Origin of the sequence: Campylobacter sp. LMG 17559, assembly GCF_024723605.1 — a bacterium.
In the GTDB taxonomy this organism is placed as follows: domain Bacteria; phylum Campylobacterota; class Campylobacteria; order Campylobacterales; family Campylobacteraceae; genus Campylobacter_D.
The window spans coordinates 62930-78357 of sequence record NZ_JANQCZ010000009.1; the positions used below are offsets into that span (position 1 = coordinate 62930).

13 protein-coding genes and 1 pseudogene are annotated in these 15428 nt (G+C 29.3%); 3 read left to right on the forward strand and 11 right to left on the reverse strand.

Annotated elements, in window-relative coordinates; translation table 11 throughout:
* The 10 genes from pglE to CAMP5082_RS06005 are packed head-to-tail and all read right to left on the reverse strand — an operon-like array spanning position 1 to position 11275.
* Complete coding sequence (gene pglE, locus CAMP5082_RS05960; protein WP_337206189.1) at positions 1-1161, reverse strand: UDP-N-acetylbacillosamine transaminase; 1161 nt, start codon at positions 1159-1161, stop codon at positions 1-3.
* Complete coding sequence (pglD, locus tag CAMP5082_RS05965) at positions 1158-1754, reverse strand: UDP-N-acetylbacillosamine N-acetyltransferase (RefSeq protein ID WP_337206190.1); 597 nt, start codon at positions 1752-1754, stop codon at positions 1158-1160. The genes pglE and pglD overlap by 4 nt, the downstream gene beginning before the upstream one ends.
* The gene (pglC, locus tag CAMP5082_RS05970) at positions 1741-2343 is read right to left on the reverse strand and encodes an undecaprenyl phosphate N,N'-diacetylbacillosamine 1-phosphate transferase (protein ID WP_039626890.1); all 603 of its coding nucleotides are present in this window, start codon (positions 2341-2343) and stop codon (positions 1741-1743) included. Before pglC ends, pglD begins: the two co-directional genes overlap by 14 nt.
* Entirely contained in the window at positions 2336-3463 is a 1128-nt protein-coding gene (pglA, locus tag CAMP5082_RS05975; RefSeq protein WP_337206191.1) for a N,N'-diacetylbacillosaminyl-diphospho-undecaprenol alpha-1,3-N-acetylgalactosaminyltransferase, read from the reverse strand. Before pglA ends, pglC begins: the two co-directional genes overlap by 8 nt.
* Positions 3460-5598, reverse strand: a complete 2139-nt coding sequence (gene pglB / locus CAMP5082_RS05980; RefSeq protein ID WP_337206192.1) for an undecaprenyl-diphosphooligosaccharide--protein glycotransferase — start codon at positions 5596-5598, stop codon at positions 3460-3462. The genes pglA and pglB overlap by 4 nt, the downstream gene beginning before the upstream one ends.
* 1 nt (position 5599) lies before the next feature.
* Positions 5600-6700 (reverse strand): N-acetylgalactosamine-N,N'-diacetylbacillosaminyl-diphospho-undecaprenol 4-alpha-N-acetylgalactosaminyltransferase, encoded by a 1101-nt coding sequence (pglJ, locus tag CAMP5082_RS05985; RefSeq protein ID WP_263668096.1) that lies wholly within the window; start codon positions 6698-6700, stop codon positions 5600-5602.
* A 1-nt stretch (position 6701) separates the two neighbouring features.
* Complete coding sequence (gene pglH / locus CAMP5082_RS05990; protein WP_337206193.1) at positions 6702-7766, reverse strand: GalNAc-alpha-(1->4)-GalNAc-alpha-(1->3)-diNAcBac-PP-undecaprenol alpha-1,4-N-acetyl-D-galactosaminyltransferase; 1065 nt, start codon at positions 7764-7766, stop codon at positions 6702-6704.
* Entirely contained in the window at positions 7763-9457 is a 1695-nt protein-coding gene (pglK, locus tag CAMP5082_RS05995; RefSeq protein WP_337206194.1) for a BC-type lipopolysaccharide transporter PglK, read from the reverse strand. The genes pglH and pglK overlap by 4 nt, the downstream gene beginning before the upstream one ends.
* Positions 9451-10437, reverse strand: a complete 987-nt coding sequence (galE, locus tag CAMP5082_RS06000; protein ID WP_337206195.1) for a UDP-glucose 4-epimerase GalE — start codon at positions 10435-10437, stop codon at positions 9451-9453. Before galE ends, pglK begins: the two co-directional genes overlap by 7 nt.
* Before the next feature lie 58 nt (positions 10438-10495).
* Positions 10496-11275 (reverse strand): 3'-5' exonuclease, encoded by a 780-nt coding sequence (locus tag CAMP5082_RS06005; protein ID WP_337206196.1) that lies wholly within the window; start codon positions 11273-11275, stop codon positions 10496-10498.
* A gap of 66 nt (positions 11276-11341) precedes the next feature.
* On the opposite strand from CAMP5082_RS06005, the gene waaC reads away from it, so the two are divergent.
* The 3 genes from waaC to CAMP5082_RS06020 are packed head-to-tail and all read left to right on the forward strand — an operon-like array spanning position 11342 to position 14786.
* Positions 11342-12361, forward strand: a complete 1020-nt coding sequence (waaC, locus tag CAMP5082_RS06010) for a lipopolysaccharide heptosyltransferase I (RefSeq protein WP_337206197.1) — start codon at positions 11342-11344, stop codon at positions 12359-12361.
* Complete coding sequence (locus tag CAMP5082_RS06015; protein ID WP_337206198.1) at positions 12358-13230, forward strand: lipid A biosynthesis lauroyl acyltransferase; 873 nt, start codon at positions 12358-12360, stop codon at positions 13228-13230. Before waaC ends, CAMP5082_RS06015 begins: the two co-directional genes overlap by 4 nt.
* A gap of 8 nt (positions 13231-13238) precedes the next feature.
* Positions 13239-14786 carry a glycosyltransferase family 2 protein gene (locus CAMP5082_RS06020; RefSeq protein ID WP_337206199.1) on the forward strand — a complete coding sequence of 516 codons (1548 nt, stop codon included), beginning with the start codon at positions 13239-13241 and terminating at the stop codon, positions 14784-14786.
* Here the strand turns inward: CAMP5082_RS06020 and CAMP5082_RS06025 are convergent.
* Positions 14787-15428, reverse strand: a pseudogene (locus tag CAMP5082_RS06025) (hypothetical protein); the annotation flags it as partial. It abuts the gene before it with no gap.

A 15428-nucleotide genomic window follows, 5' to 3' on the forward strand; every position in this document is an offset into this window, starting at 1 on the left:
TTAGTCCTTTAAGGTGTTTAAGATTAAAGTAGAAACTTCCTCTACATCAGCTTTGCTCATAGTAGTTGCGCTTGGAAGGCAAATTCCATTGCTAAAGAAAAACTCACTATTGCCATTTAAGTAAGCATCGCAACCTTTGTAAAGTTCTTGTAAATGCATTGGTTTCCAAAGCGGACGACTTTCGATTTTATTATCTTTTAAAACTTGTATGATTTTTAAAATTTTATCTTGAATTTGAACATTTTTATTTTCACATATACAATGTTTTTCATAAGTATTAAGTTTATTTAAATCAAAATCAAGTAAAGCAGTGCTTAGCCAGCGATTTGACTTGGTATTTTCAAGTTCATTTAAAAAAGTAAAGGTGCCACTTAAAAATTCTTTATACCAGCTATAAATTTCACGCTTTTTACTTACTCTTTCTTCTAAAACTTCCATTTGAGCAGTACCGATTGCACCTAAGATATTGCTCATTCTATAATTATAACCATATTCTTTATGCTCATAATGAAGACAATTTTCTCTAGCTTGAGTGCTATAAAATCTTGCTTTTTCAAGATTAGCATGATTTTCACTCACAAGCATACCGCCACCACCTGTTGTGATGATTTTATTACCATTAAAAGAATATACTCCAAAATCCCCAAAAGTACCTAAAGCTTTATTTTTGTAAAAACTTCCCAAAGCTTCAGCAGCATCTTCGATTAAAAAAATCTCATTTTCTTTACAAATTTGGACAATCTCATCCATTTTAGAAGCATTACCATAAAGGTGTGTTAAAATAAGAGCTTTTGGCTTTTTAGGACTTTCTTTGATGGCTTTTTTTAATAAATTTACATCTAAATTATAAGTTTCATCACAATCAATAAACACAGGCGTAGCATTCATGTAAGAAATAGGTGCTACTGAAGCTATGAAAGTAAAACTTGAAGCTAAAACCACATCGCCTTCTTTGATGCCCAAAACTCTCAAAGCTAGATGAATAGCTGCAGTGGCTGCATTTAGAGCAAGTGCATTAGAGCTTTTTGTATAATCTTTAATGCTTTGTTCTAAGGCATTAACAAACTCGCCCAAAGGTGCTATATAATTACTTTCAAAAGCTTTATGTATGTATTCTAATTCTTTTCCACTCATATGTGGTGCTGATAGAAAAAATCTCATTTTACCTCCTTTATTATCTTAGCAGGAACTCCAGCATAAATGCCTTTAGAAGTTAAGTTTTTAACCACAACTGCTCCTGCGCCTAAGGTTATATCATCATTTAAACTCATACAAGGAATAACGCTTGAATTAACTCCCAAAAAACAACGCTTTCCTATTTTTACATTTCCTGTTAGTTTAGCTCCAACGCTAATATGGCTAAACTCATCTACAAAACACTCATGCTCAATCACACAAGCAGTATTTAAAATCACACCTTTTGCTATGCTAGCTTTAGCATTAACTACGACATTTGGCATGATTAAAATACCCTCATCATCTAAAAAAGCACTTGGGCTAATAATAGCACTTTTGTGTATCAAATTAACTAATCTAAATCCATCATCTTTTGCTTTTTTGAAAAGTTTTTCTCTAATAGAGTTTGCGCCAATAGCAATAAACATATCGTGTTTTTCTAAATTGGAGTGATATTTTAAGCCTTTATTATCATCTAAAAAGATGATTTTTTCATACCCTAAATTTCTAGCTACATCAGCACAGACTAAACCATGCCCACTAGAACCATATATATAAATACTTTTAGTTGTGTCCATTGAATTTATCCGTTGTAGCTACTCCTTCTTTATTAACCCCACTTCTTTTTAAAACTTTAATAATGGTCATAAAAAAGATTTTAAGATCAAATAAAAAAGAGCAATTTTGCACATATTCTACATCATATTTAAATTTTTGCTCCCAAGAAATAGCATTGCGTCCATTGATTTGCGCCCAACCTGTAATGCCTGGTCTTACATCGTGGCGTTTTTTTTGCTCTTGATTGTATAAGGGCAAGTATTCTACAAGTAAAGGTCTTGGGCCTATGAAGCTCATATCGCCTTTTAATACATTAAAAAGCTGTGGTAATTCATCTAAGCTCAAGCTTCTAACTAGCTTACCAAAAGGCTTTAAGCGTAATTCATCAGGAAGTAATTCTCCATTTTCATCGGTTTCATCACTCATGGTTTTAAATTTATAAATATAAAAAATTTTTTCATTTAATCCTGGTCTTGCTTGTTTAAAAAGCACACTTCCTTGAACAATTTTTAAAACAATGCCAATAAGCACTATAAAGGGTAAAAAAATAATCAATAAAATCAAAGCCAAAAAAAAGTCAAAAACACGCTTTAAACCATTTTTATACATTTATAAAACCCCTATAAAAATCAAGATATTTCAAAGCTATGATATTTTCATCATAATTTTGCGCTCTAAGAAAAGCATTTTGTGCTAAAGTATTTTTTAGTTTTTCATCTTCTAGTAAAACTGCGATTTTTTCGGCTAAATCTTTACTATCTTTGCATTTACAAATTAAACCATCTATGGCATTATCCACTGCCTCAATGCAACCCTCAGCATCACTTACCACGCACGCTTTTTTACAAGCTTGTGCTTCTAAAACCGTTCTTGGATAGCCTTCTTTATAGCTTGGTAAAACAAAAATATCGCATAAATTTAATAAATGTGCAATATCACTTCTTGCGCCAAGATAAAAAACATCATTTGAGTTTAAAAATTCTAATGGTGCACAAGATTTATTATCATCTCTTCCACCCACTAAAACAAAATTTGCCTTATCTTTTAAAATTTGACTTGCTTCATAAAATTCTTTAATGCCTTTATGCCAAAGCGCTCTTGAGATCATTAAAACGATAGGTTTATCAGGCATATTGTGTTCTTTTAAAAAAGCTTGTTTTTCTTCTGTGCTAATTTTTAAAGGTAAAAATTGTTTTAAATTTAGTCCTACGGATTTGATGATTTTGATTTTTTCTTCTTTTAAGCCTAAATTTTTCATAAATAAAGCATTGCTTTCATTGACAAAAATAAAACCATTAGCAAGTTTAAAAGAAATTTTATAAAGTAAATTAATGCTCATTCTTACTAATTTGCTTTTAAAATCATCATCTATATAAAAACTTCCTAAGCCCTCAACTAAACCAAAAGTGTATTTAATGCCCGCCATTTTAGCTGCTATGATACCTGTTGTATTGCTTTTGTGAGCGCTTGTTTGTAAAAGATCTAAATTTAAACTTTTGAGTGTATTTTTTAAACTAAGTAGATTTTTAAAAACAATCAAAGGATTAACACTTGATCTAGCTAAATCATAAAAGCAAACCTTATAGCCTAGCTCTTGTAATTTAATAGCAAAATCATCTTTTGGAGTGATGACTATAACTTCATGATTATTTTTTTCTAAAGCCCTAATGAGTGCAAGACGAAAATAATACACACTCATTGCACTGTGGGTTAAAATTCCTATTTTCATCTTTTTAGCCTATAAACTTTTGCTCTTGCATCATTAGTGACTTGTTCAAATAAATCTTGATCATATTGATTTAATAAAAACATTTGTATATAAGCACTATTATAAAGACTTTCATCTAAAATCACAAAGCTTTTGTATTCTCTTAAAAAGAGCAAATAAATTTGAGCTTTTGAATCAATTTCATTGTAATAAAATTTGCCATTAGTGATGGATTCTATATCCACAAAAGCTTTTAAAGGTATACTTGCACCTTCTACTTTTAAGGCTCTAAAATCATTAATAATTTCTACTCCATTATCAAGCATAACAGAACCTGTAGTTTTATCTTGAGCTATGGCGTTAGCTTGGGAGAAAAATAAACTTTTTTCTTGCTCTCCATTGTCAGGATTTGTATTTGCAAATTGTGCCACTACAGGCATGATACGCAACATTCTATAAGGCATATAAATATATACATCTCTAGTTTTATTGGTATCAAATTTAAAATTTTTATCATTTAAACTTTCTAAAAAATCTTTAGCACTTGTTTGGTTATAATCTTTAACCATAGCTTTTAAAACATCAGGATAGTTTTCTTTGAAAGATTTTTCAGTGTATTCTACGCTAAGTCTTGCCATGTTAGCTGCTGGAATTTGTTCTTTACTTAAGACAAAAGATGAGAAAAAATTATCTTTTCCTAAGTGTTTTCCACCATCGATTAAGGTTTTTACATCGCTATAATAGCGTATTGGGTAACCATAATCCCACCAAGCAACGACATAATCTTCTCTTTGAGCTTTATTTTTTAAATCATTTAAAATACTAGCTTCATAAGAAGTAAAAACAGTAGAGGATTTATAATAATAAATATGCATCAAAGCAGGGCTTATACTAAAAAATGCAATGAGTATGAGCAAGATATTTTTATTTCTTAGACTAAGTTTGATTTGTTTTTTTTCTAAAAAATTAAAAAATGCATATAAAAAATACCCAAAACCCAAAGCCATCACAGGAACTGCATAAATAGTAAATCTAAGTCCAGCTCTTAAAGCCATAAAACCTAGTGCAAGCATAGGTAGAGCTAAAAGCATGCTTTTATGATCTTTACAAAGTAAGATAAAACCTATAAAAGAAAGGATAAATACTAAAACACTAGAGCTAATTCTTTGCATAAATACTTCAGGATCGATAGTATTTACTTCCATAATAGTTTCATTAACATTAAAATACATAAAAGCAGCATCTTTTAAATTTTGTACATCAGAAGCTTTGAAAACATAAAATTTAAGTTGATATAAAACAGGATCTAAGCCACCACTTAAATGTAAAATCGAAATGCTAATAAAAATCAAAGCCCAAATCATATAAAAATTAATTTTTTCTTCTTTAAAAGCAAAAATAGCAAATAATAATACAATCAAAGCAAGTTTATATTGCCATGCTAGCATACTTAAAGCTATGATCATCAAAGCAATAGCTAGATAAAAAATCTTTTCTTTTCTATGAAATACTAAAGTATAAAGTCCAAAAAGTCCTATCATAGCAAAATTTAAAGAATAACTTGATGGATACCACCACAAATAAATCATGATGAAAATTGGACTCAAAAGTAGGGTGAAAATGTCTTTATTAATAGTTAAGCGTATAAAGGTAAGCAAAATAAGCATTGGTAAAACTAATACTAGCATATCAGTATCATAATACCCACTCATAGTGCGGTTATAATAACTATTTGCAATGCTTCCAAGCAAGGCTGCTATAAAGCCATAGGTAGTGAGTTTATACTCTCTTGCGATTAATATAATAGGCACAACAATCAAAGAAGCAAAAAAAGTACTCATATATAAAATAATACTTTCAAAGCTAAAAGGCAAAATACTATAAAGCCAATAAGTCAAAGTAGAAAGTGAGCTTCCAAAATAAGATAAGTCATTAGGTTGATGAAAACCTGCTATCATATCTCTTGCACCTTCTGCAAAAGCATAGCCATCATTAGTAGTAATCATGAGTTGATCGTTAAAGAAAAACTCATAAAACTCACTTGCCCAAGCCACCCAGTATAACCTACACAAAACACTAAAAGCAAAGGCTATAAGGATTAAAATACAGGTATATTTGATAGAATTATTATCAGTGAAATTTTGGTGTAGTTTCATTTTATGCCTTGTTGAAAAATTCAAATAATTGCTTTGCTATGCTAATTTTATCAAATTCTTTTGCACGCAAAAAAGCCTTTTGTCTATATGAAGCTTTTAATGCTTCATCATTGCACATTTTTTCTAAGCCTTCTTGCATGGCTTTTTCATCATCTACTTTTACTAAAAGTCCAAACTCATCATCTAAAAATAACTCCCTTGCGCCACTTTTATGATCAGTGCAAAGCACGGCAGTATTACAAGCTAGACATTCGATTAAAACATTAGAAAAGCCTTCAAAACTTGAGGCAAAAGCAAAAAAATCACATTTGCTCATGTATTTATAAGGATTTTTATCAAAACCTAGTAAAAAGACCTTGTCTTTTAAATTTAAAGTTTCTATTAAAGCTAAAAGCTCATCTTTTAAAATACCCTCGCCTAAAATGACTAATTTTAAATCAGTTTTAACTTTTGCATAAGCTCTTATAAGCATAGCATGATTTTTACCATGATCAAGCCTACCAACACTTAATATAAAAGGATCTTTAAAGTCTATTTTTTCTTTAGATTTTTCTATAATGTTTTCTAAATCTATGGCATTGTATAAAATATCGCATTTTTTAGCCTCTATATTGAAATTTTGTATTAAATCTTCTTTGTTTCCTATAGAATTTGCTAAGATTAAATCTGCTTTGTTATAAAGTTTTTTAATAAGAAATTTATTAATAAAAGAATTTAGATTATTATGTTTATAAATCACACTTGGAGTGGTGCATTCATTGATAATAAGGGTTGATTTAAGTCCTAGGGATTTTGCCATTAACGCAATATAATTAGGTCTATTTAATAATACAAATTGTAAATTGATTTTTAAATCTTCACAAAGCTTTTTGTATTTCATAGCTAGCAAGGGTAGTTTTAAAAATTTAGCTAAGTTACTTTCGCTTGGATTTGATTTTTCAAGGTAGTGGATATTAACCTCAGGAATATCATAGGATATTTTGTCATTCATTAAAATCAAATGCACTTCATATTTTAAATTTAATACAGGCAATAGCGTAGATACAACCCTTTCAGCACCACCACTTCCTAAAGAATAAATAAAAATTGCTAGTTTTTTCATGTTAAACCCTTACTTCTTTGATCAAATCAATCCATTTTTGTGCTACATTGACCACTTCATAATCTTTACATCGCTGCTGTGCATTAAGCGCTAGTGTTTTTCTTAAATTTTCATCTTGCATTAAAAGCGTGAGTTTCTCGCTTAAAGCCTTCTCATCATCTAAATCTACTAAAAATCCATCTTTTCCATCATCAATTAAATCTTTATGGCCGCTTGTGTATTTAGTGCTAATGCGCGCTACTTGATAATATAAACTTTCAAGTAAAACTGTTGGCAAGCCTTCTATGAAAGAGCAAAGGCAGATTATTTTTGCTTTTTTATAAAGCTCTTGCATATTTTCAACTTTACCTAGAAAATTAACTTTGATATTTAAATTCTTAGCTTCTTGTTCTAAATCTTGTCTTAATTCTCCATCGCCTGCTATGAAAAAATTGTATTGTTTTTGTAAATTTGTATCTAGCCTTGCTATGGCTTTTAAAAACATAGAAGCATTTTTATTATGATCAAGTCTGCCTACGAAAATGACATTATTTTCTTTTTCTAAATTTTCTTTAATGGGGCTAAAATGACAAGGATTTGGCATATTGATAACTTTTTTAACAAAATTTTCATAATAATTTTTATCATCATTACTTAGCACGGTTAGAGCATTTGCATGAGGAAAACTTATACGGCGTAAAAACTTCCAAATTTTAGATTTTAAATAAGTATAAGAGCTATGCTCGCTAATAATTAAAGGTGTATTAGAACCTTTATTTGCCCAAATGCAAGCGATGTTAGTGGTATCTAAAAATGAGATAAAAACATCGCTTTGATGATCTTTAAGTGCTTGTTTTAAGGCTTTGAATTTTTTAATGCGTGAGGCCATTTTATTATAAAGAGTGGAAAAGTCAAACTGCTCTAGGGTAAAAAGTTTGATTTTTGGATCAAGCTTGTAAAAAGAGTCTTCTTTGTGAAATTTAATAATATTTATTTCATGATTTTTGCAAAGCTCATTAGCTAAAGTGACCAATACTCTTTCAGCACCACCTGAATTTAAAGTAGCTATGATGAAAGTGATTTTCATACTTGTTCCTTTAAATGTCCATGTTTTACTTCAAATACTCTATCGCAACCTTGTATAGTTGAGAGCCTATGGGCTATGATGATGAGGGTTTTATCTTTTGAAATTTTATAGATTTCTTCCATGATTTTTGCTTCACTTTCTTGATCAAGAGCGCTAGTTGCTTCATCTAAAACTAAAATTTCAGGTTGTTGATAAAGCGCTCTTGCTATGGCTATTCTTTGTCTTTGACCTCCACTTAAAAACGAACCTGAATCACCCACCTTAGTATGCACTCCATCTTCAAGTGAATTTACAAAGCTTTCAAGATTAGCTTGTTTGATTACCTTATACAAAAGTGCTTCATCCACTTCTTCTCCAAAGCTAATATTTTTAGCAATAGAATCATTAAAAAGATAAATTTGTTGAGGTATGTAGCCAATTTTACTTCTAAAACTTTTTATATTGCTCTCATCAAGTTTAATTCCATCTACAAAAATAGCTCCATCGCTTGGTTTTAAAAGCCCTATAATAAGATCAACTAAAGTACTTTTACCACTTCCACTTTTACCTATAAAAGCGATTTTTTCATTTTTCTTAAGCTCAAAATTTAAATTTTTAAATAAATTTTTCTTACCCTTATAAGCAAAGAAAAGATTTTTCAAAACGATTTTTTCTTTAAATTCAATACTTTCATCGCCTAGTTTTTCTTCTTTTTCATTGAGCATATTATAAATAATATCTAAAGAGTTTTTATAATATGTGATTTCATTGTAACTTGTGATGATACGATTAGCACTTGGCATAAGCCTATAAAGAGCTACTACGAAAATAGTAATAGTTGCTAAGATAGATGAGATATCACTTTCATATCTTAAAACTAAATACACCACGATAAAACAAAGCATACAAAAACCTATACCTTCAAGGTAAATTCTGGGAATGCTTGACATGCTTTCATTGCTAATGTTTGCTTTGGCAAAAAGCCCACTTTGAATTTCATAAAGCTTTTGTGTGCTTTGCTCTTTGGTTTTGAGTTTGATGATTTTAAGGTTGTTTAAATTTGCATTTAAAATTTCAAAATAATTTTTCATCGCCTCTTCTCTAGCTATGGAAGCTTTTTTTACCAAGGGTGAGAGGATTTTAATCAAAATAAAAGCATTTAAAAGTAAAAAAGCACTTAAAGCTAGGGTGATTTTATAGTTGATAATTAGCAATAAAGTATAAAGTAAAAACACCACAAAACTTTCACTTAACATAAGTAAAAATGCACTAATTAAAGTGCTTAAATGAAATACTTCTTGAGTAATAGTTTTTAAAAGTTCTGATTGATTTTTGTTAGTAAAATTTTCATATTCAAGGTGTAGGTATTTATCAAAAATACGACAAGCAAGGCTGTGGTAACGCCCTTTAGAAAAACGCGCAAGCAAATGAAAATAAAAGGCATTTAAAAAGGCTCTAAAAATATAAAAGGCGATTAATATACAGCCAAAATAAGCAATAATCTTATAACTTGGTAAGTTTAAATACTCATATATAGGTTGAAAATAGGAGCTTTTTTCTAAAAGCTCAAAATTACTCGCTACCGATACAAAAGGCATGATCAAAGAAATAGCAAAGCTTTCTATAAATCCTATAAAAATAGAAAAAATTAGTAAAGCAAATAAAAATTTCTTATCATGAGTATTGAGTATGAAAAAAAGTTTTTTTAACACTGTTTTTCCCACTCATAAGCACTTTTACAGATTAATTCTAAATCATCATATTTTGGTTTCCAATTAGTTAGAGTTTTGATTTTATCCGCATTTGAAATAAGCACAGAAGGATCCCCAGCTCTTTTTGGTGCAAGTTCTACTGTGAAATCTACTCCACTTACTTTTTTCATGGTTTCAATAACTTCTTTTACACTAAAACCGTGTCCATATCCTACATTGAAAATATTACTTTCATTGTTTTCTAGGTATTCTAAAGCAGCTAAATGTGCACTTGAAATATCATCAACATGGATAAAATCTCTAATGCAAGTACCATCTTTGGTGTTATAATCATCGCCAAAAATATAAAGTTTTTCTCTTTTTCCTGTGGCTACTTCAGCAGCAACCTTGATAAGTAAAGTAGCTTTTGGATAGCGTTGACCTATAGGATAACTCATGCAAGCACCTGCTACATTGAAGTATCTTAAAATGCAGTATTTAAATTCAGGATTAGCCATATTAGCATCTTGTAAGACTTTTTCACTCATTAGTTTGCTTTGTCCATAAGGATTAATCGGTGCTAATGGACTTTGCTCATCTACAATAGGAGTTTGTGGTTCTCCATAAGTAGCTGCGGTTGAAGAAAAAATGAATTTTTTCACACCTGTTTCTAAACAAGTTTGGATTAGATTACTTGTGTTTGCGGTATTGTTCATATAATATTTTAAAGGATTTTCCATACTTTCAAGAACTTCAATACTAGCTGCAAAATGCACAATTGCATCAAATTTTTCTTCTTTGAAAAGTTTTTTAATCCCAGCATAATCGCTTAAATCTTGCTCAAAAAACTTAAAAGGTCTGATTTTAGAAAGTTCATCTAAACTTTTTTTGCTACCTTTTGAAAGATTATCTAATACACAAATTTCATGATTTGTTTCTAAAAATTGTTTTAAAGTATGAGAGCCTATGTATCCTGCGCCACCGGTGATTAAAATTTTCATTTTTATCCTTTTTGTGATATTTAATAATAGTTATTTTAATATACTTTTCTTAATTAATTTAAAACTTGCTCTTTTCTTTTTCTATGGCTTCTAAAAATGGCTTTTGATAGGTTTTATCGCTATGTTTTTGCAAAAGCTCTTCTTTGAAATTTTCTAAAATATTAAGATAATCTTCTTGGGTTAAATTGCCTTTGATGAGTTCGTATTTTAAAAATAGCATATAGGTGTTTAACACATCACTCTCGCAATACTCGTGAATTTTTTCTAATTTGTTTTGATAAAAAAGTTCTAATACTTCATTTCCATGTACATCATATTTTCCAGGAAGTCCCGCCATAGCACAAAGCGTGTCAAGTCTTAAGCCTTTTTGACCAAAACTTCCTAAAGATTCTAATAAATCACAATGTTTATTTTCTACAAATTTACTTTTATAATTATTCCATTTATCGCTTGCGTCTAAATAAGCACTTGCGTTGATATTGTATTTTAATGCTCTTATAACAAGCAAAGGCATGTCATAGCTTTTACCATTAAAACTTACAAGGCGGGGTTGGTGTTTGTCTATGAAGTTAAAAAACTCTTCTAGCATTTGCTTTTCATTTTCGCCTTTGATTTTATTGACTTTGATGAAATTTCCAAATTTATCTGCAATTACTGCACAAATGCTTACAACTTTATGAAAAGGCAGGGGTAAAAATTCACTTCCACTTTCTTCTTTTTGTTTTTCTAAGGCTTGCTTGCTAATGCTTAAATCATCACCATTAAAATCATAAAGATGTTTTATCAATTCTATATCAGGAATGCTTTCACAATCAAAAACGCAAATATATTCTTGCATGATAAACCTTTTTTTAAAAAAATCTTTGTTAAAATCATAACAGAAAATTTAAAAATAAAGTAGCATATGAAAATAGGTTTGGTTAAGTTATCCGCACTTGGAGATATCATCCATGCTGTAATTGTTTTGCAATTTATTAAAAAGCATTATCCTAAGGCGAGTATTGATTGGTTTGTAGATGCAAGATTTGCAGGATTATTTCAAGATCATCCAATGATCAATGAAGTTTATGCCCTGCCTTTAAAAGATAGAAAATTCAAAGAAGTTTTTGCTATGCTTTTTGAAGCTAGACAAAACAAATATGATGTTGTGATTGATCTGCAAGGTTTGATTAAATCTGCTTTAGTGAGTAAATTTTTATGTGCTAATACTTTTGGTTTTGATCAAGAAAGCATAAAAGAGGGCTTTGCGAGTAATTTTTATACACATAAATTTGCGTGTAATTATGAAGAAAATATTATCGTGCGTAATCTTTCTTTGGTAGCTTATGTGTTAAATGAGCATTTTGATCATAGCGATATAGAGTTAAAACAAAGTTGTTTTAGCGTAGATGATGAGTTAAAAGAAAGCTTAGAGCAAAGACTTTCTTTAGGTGAAAGTGCGCCAAATATACTCATACATGTAGGCTCATCTATGCCTAATAAAATTTATCCAAAAGAGCGTTTGATACTACTTTGTAGAATGCTTTTGGAGTATTTTACTAGTGCAAAAATCATGCTTGGTTGGGGTAATGTTAATGAGTTTAATTTTGCTAAAGATATAGTTTTAAATTTAAAACATTTGAAAATAGAACTTGCGCCAAAATTAAGCTTAAGTGAGCTTTGTGCTTTAACTAAGGCAAGCGATCTAATTATCGGAAATGATAGTGGGCCTACTCATTTAGCCTTTGCACTAAACAAGCCTTCTATAACGATTTTTGGTGCTACTCCTAGTCAAAGAAATACTTATGAAACAAATATTAATAAAACAATCAATGCAGGTAAAAAAATACTGCATTCAAAGCATATAGATAAAAGTGATTTTTGCATACAAAATATCGATGAAAAAGATATTTTTAAACTTGCTTGCGAGCTTTTAAAAAAATGATAAATTATGTATATCTAAGCCTTTTTTATATATTAAAAGCTCTTGTGAAGATTTTACCTTCAAAGCTTTTAAGTTCTTTTGCAAATTTGGTTGCTTTGATCACTTATAGGTTTAATCACAAACACCGCAAAATCATTGATACAAACTTAAAAATTTGCTTTCCTGAAAAAGATCAAAAATGGCGCGATGAAACTAGCTTTAATATCTATAAAAATTTTGCTAAATTTGGGATTGATTTTATCAAAAATCAAAATGCAAGCAAAGAAGAAATCATCAATAAAATTTGCTTTGATGATGAGGAGCAAATTTTAAATATAATGCAAAGTAAAAGACCCTTGATTGTAACTACGGCTCATTATGGTAACTGGGAACTTTTGGCTTTATCTTTTGGAGCTAAATTTCAAGGGATTTCCATAGTTGGAAGAGCGCTTGATAGTGTGATAATGGATAAAATTTTAAGTAAAAATCGCACGCAATTTAACATAGAGCTTATAGAAAAAAAGGGCGGGCTTAAAAAAATGCTAAAAGCCTTAAAAGAAGGTAGATCACTTGGAATTTTAACCGATCAAGATGCGGTGGATAGTGAAAGTGTAAAAATACAATATTTTAATCAAGAAGTAAATTTTATAGCAGGTGCAAGTGTGCTTGCTAAAAAAACAAATGCTATGATTTTACCTTGTTTTGTGTATCAAAAAGATGAGAAATTTTTTGTAAAAACTTTTAAGGCTTTAGATGCAAGCAAGGCAAGTATAGAAGAGCTTACTAAGTATCAAGCAAAGTGTTGTGAAGAGATGATTAATTTTAAACCTGATGAGTATTTTTTCTTTCATAAGAGATTTAAAAGATACAATCATGAGTTGTATTTATAGGATATAAAATGGATTTAAAGCAAATTAGTGTGATAATGATTGTTAAAAATGCTCAAAAAACTTTAAAAGCTTGCTTGGAATCTTTGCAAGAATTTGGTGAGATCGTTTTAATAGAAAATGATAGTAATGATGATACTTTGAAAATTGCTTATGAATTTAGTAAAAACTATAAAAATATCAAGATTTATCAGCATAAATTTATAGGTTTTGGACCTTTGAAAAATTTAGCCATAAGTTATGCTAGTAATGATTGGATTTTTAATATTGACGCAGATGAGCTTGCTAAGAAAGAATTTTTACAAGAATTAGGGCAAATTGAGCCTAATAAGGAAGATATCATAGCTTTACCAAGAGAAAATTTATACAATGGAGAGTGGATTAAAGCTTGTGGGTGGTGGCCTGATTATGTAATGCGTGTGTTTAATAAAACCCATACCAATTTTAATGAAAATTTAGTGCATGAGAGTTTGATTTTACATGAAGATAGTAAAAAGATTAAGTTGCAAAATGGTTTGAGGCATTTTGCTTTTGATGATATCGATAGTTTGTTAGATAAGCTTCAAAAATACTCTAAGCTTTGGGCTTTGCAAAATTTACATAAAGAAAGTAGTGTTTGCAAAGCATTATTAAGAGGAATTTGGACTTTTTTTAGAAATTATGTTTTAAAAAAGGGAATTTTTTATGGTTATAAAGGCTTTATCATAAGTGCTTGTAATGGCCTTGGAGCTTTTTTTAAATATATGAAATTATATGAGTTAAAAAAGCAAAAGCCAAAAACTTGTGCTTTAATCATCACAACCTATAATCAAAAAGAAAGGCTTGCTTTAGTGCTTGATAGCGTTAAAAACTTAGAGCCTTTACCAGATGAGGTTTTAATAGCTGATGATGGAAGCAGGGAAGATACGGCTAAACTTATACAAGCTTATCGAAAAGATTTTCCATGTAAGTTAGAGCATATTTGGCAAGAAGATGAGGGGTTTAGACTAAGCGAGATTAGAAATAAAGCTATTGAAGCTTCCAACAGTGAATATATAATCGTCATAGATGGAGATATGATTTTAGAAAAAAACTTCATTAATGATCATTTGAAATTTGCACAAAAAAAAGTATTTTTGCAAGGTTCTAGGGTGATTTTAAATGAAAAAGAAAGCAAAGAACTTTTAAGCAAAAATGATTTTAGTTTGGCATTTAACAAAAAGGGTTTTAAAAACCAAAGAAATATTTTTTTAGCTAAATGTATATATAAATTTTCAAAATTAACTAAGAAAATTTTTAAAAAATCACAGCTCATTAAAGGTATAAGAGGTTGCAATATGAGTTTTTATAAAAGTGATTTTGAAGCCATTGAGGGATTTAATGAAAAATTTATAGGTTGGGGTAGGGAAGATAGCGAGTTTGTAGCCAGATTTTTATTTAATGACGGAGTATTTAAAAGGCTTAAATTTAACGCTCTAGCTTATCATATTTACCATGAAGAAAATAGCAAAAATATGCTTGAAATTAATCATCAAATTTATCTTGAAACTATAAAAAATAAAAAAACAACTTGGAGATAATTAATACAAAAAATAGTTAATCAAGTGAAAAATATGCTTCGGATGTCTTTTTAATTTTTTTATACATCTAAAAAATAGTTTATTTTTATTTAATTTCATTTTTTTATAAATATCTAATAGATGTAAAGGATCAATTTTTAAAGAAGTTTTAAACAAATCACAGTATTCATAAATCATATTTTGCAAAAAAATATCGCCTTTGTGTTCACTTCGATTTATAAAATTATAAATTTGAAGAGCTATAATGCTAAAAGAATAAACTTTATAATACATCCTTAAAGATTTATATGTTTTAAAATGATGTTTTATTGGCAGTAAAAATTTTGGTATTTTCTTTGGAAAAGTAGATTTTTTTTGTGTCGATGTTATCGAATCAGGATTACTTCTATAGATATAACCATAATTGTTTTTAATATAAAACATTCTATTAGCCAAACAAAACAATATAGTTCCAAAATCATGATCTTCATGATAAATTCCATGTGTGAAACGAAGATTGTATTGATTTAAAATTTTAGCTTTAAAAGTTCCTTGCCAAGCAAAATAAAAATTATATCTGTTATTTAGTTTTAATAAATCTAGTGGATGATAAAAATTTTCATAAAAAGTTTTTTTGAAAAAAGTTTTTTTTATGAATTGTTT

Bases quoted from the DNA above. Each gene is read 5' to 3' on its own strand.
- pglE (WP_337206189.1), bottom strand. From the start codon at position 1,161: ATGAGATTTTTTCTATCAGCACCACATATGAGTGGAAAAGAATTAGAA.
- pglD (WP_337206190.1), bottom strand. From the start codon at position 1,754: ATGGACACAACTAAAAGTATTTATATATATGGTTCTAGTGGGCATGGT.
- pglC (WP_039626890.1), bottom strand. From the start codon at position 2,343: ATGTATAAAAATGGTTTAAAGCGTGTTTTTGACTTTTTTTTGGCTTTG.
- pglA (WP_337206191.1), bottom strand. From the start codon at position 3,463: ATGAAAATAGGAATTTTAACCCACAGTGCAATGAGTGTGTATTATTTT.
- pglB (WP_337206192.1), bottom strand. From the start codon at position 5,598: ATGAAACTACACCAAAATTTCACTGATAATAATTCTATCAAATATACC.
- pglJ (WP_263668096.1), bottom strand. From the start codon at position 6,700: ATGAAAAAACTAGCAATTTTTATTTATTCTTTAGGAAGTGGTGGTGCT.
- pglH (WP_337206193.1), bottom strand. From the start codon at position 7,766: ATGAAAATCACTTTCATCATAGCTACTTTAAATTCAGGTGGTGCTGAA.
- galE (WP_337206195.1), bottom strand. From the start codon at position 10,437: ATGAAAATTTTAATCACCGGTGGCGCAGGATACATAGGCTCTCATACT.
- CAMP5082_RS06005 (WP_337206196.1), bottom strand. From the start codon at position 11,275: ATGCAAGAATATATTTGCGTTTTTGATTGTGAAAGCATTCCTGATATA.
- waaC (WP_337206197.1), top strand. From the start codon at position 11,342: ATGAAAATAGGTTTGGTTAAGTTATCCGCACTTGGAGATATCATCCAT.
- CAMP5082_RS06015 (WP_337206198.1), top strand. From the start codon at position 12,358: ATGATAAATTATGTATATCTAAGCCTTTTTTATATATTAAAAGCTCTT.
- CAMP5082_RS06020 (WP_337206199.1), top strand. From the start codon at position 13,239: ATGGATTTAAAGCAAATTAGTGTGATAATGATTGTTAAAAATGCTCAA.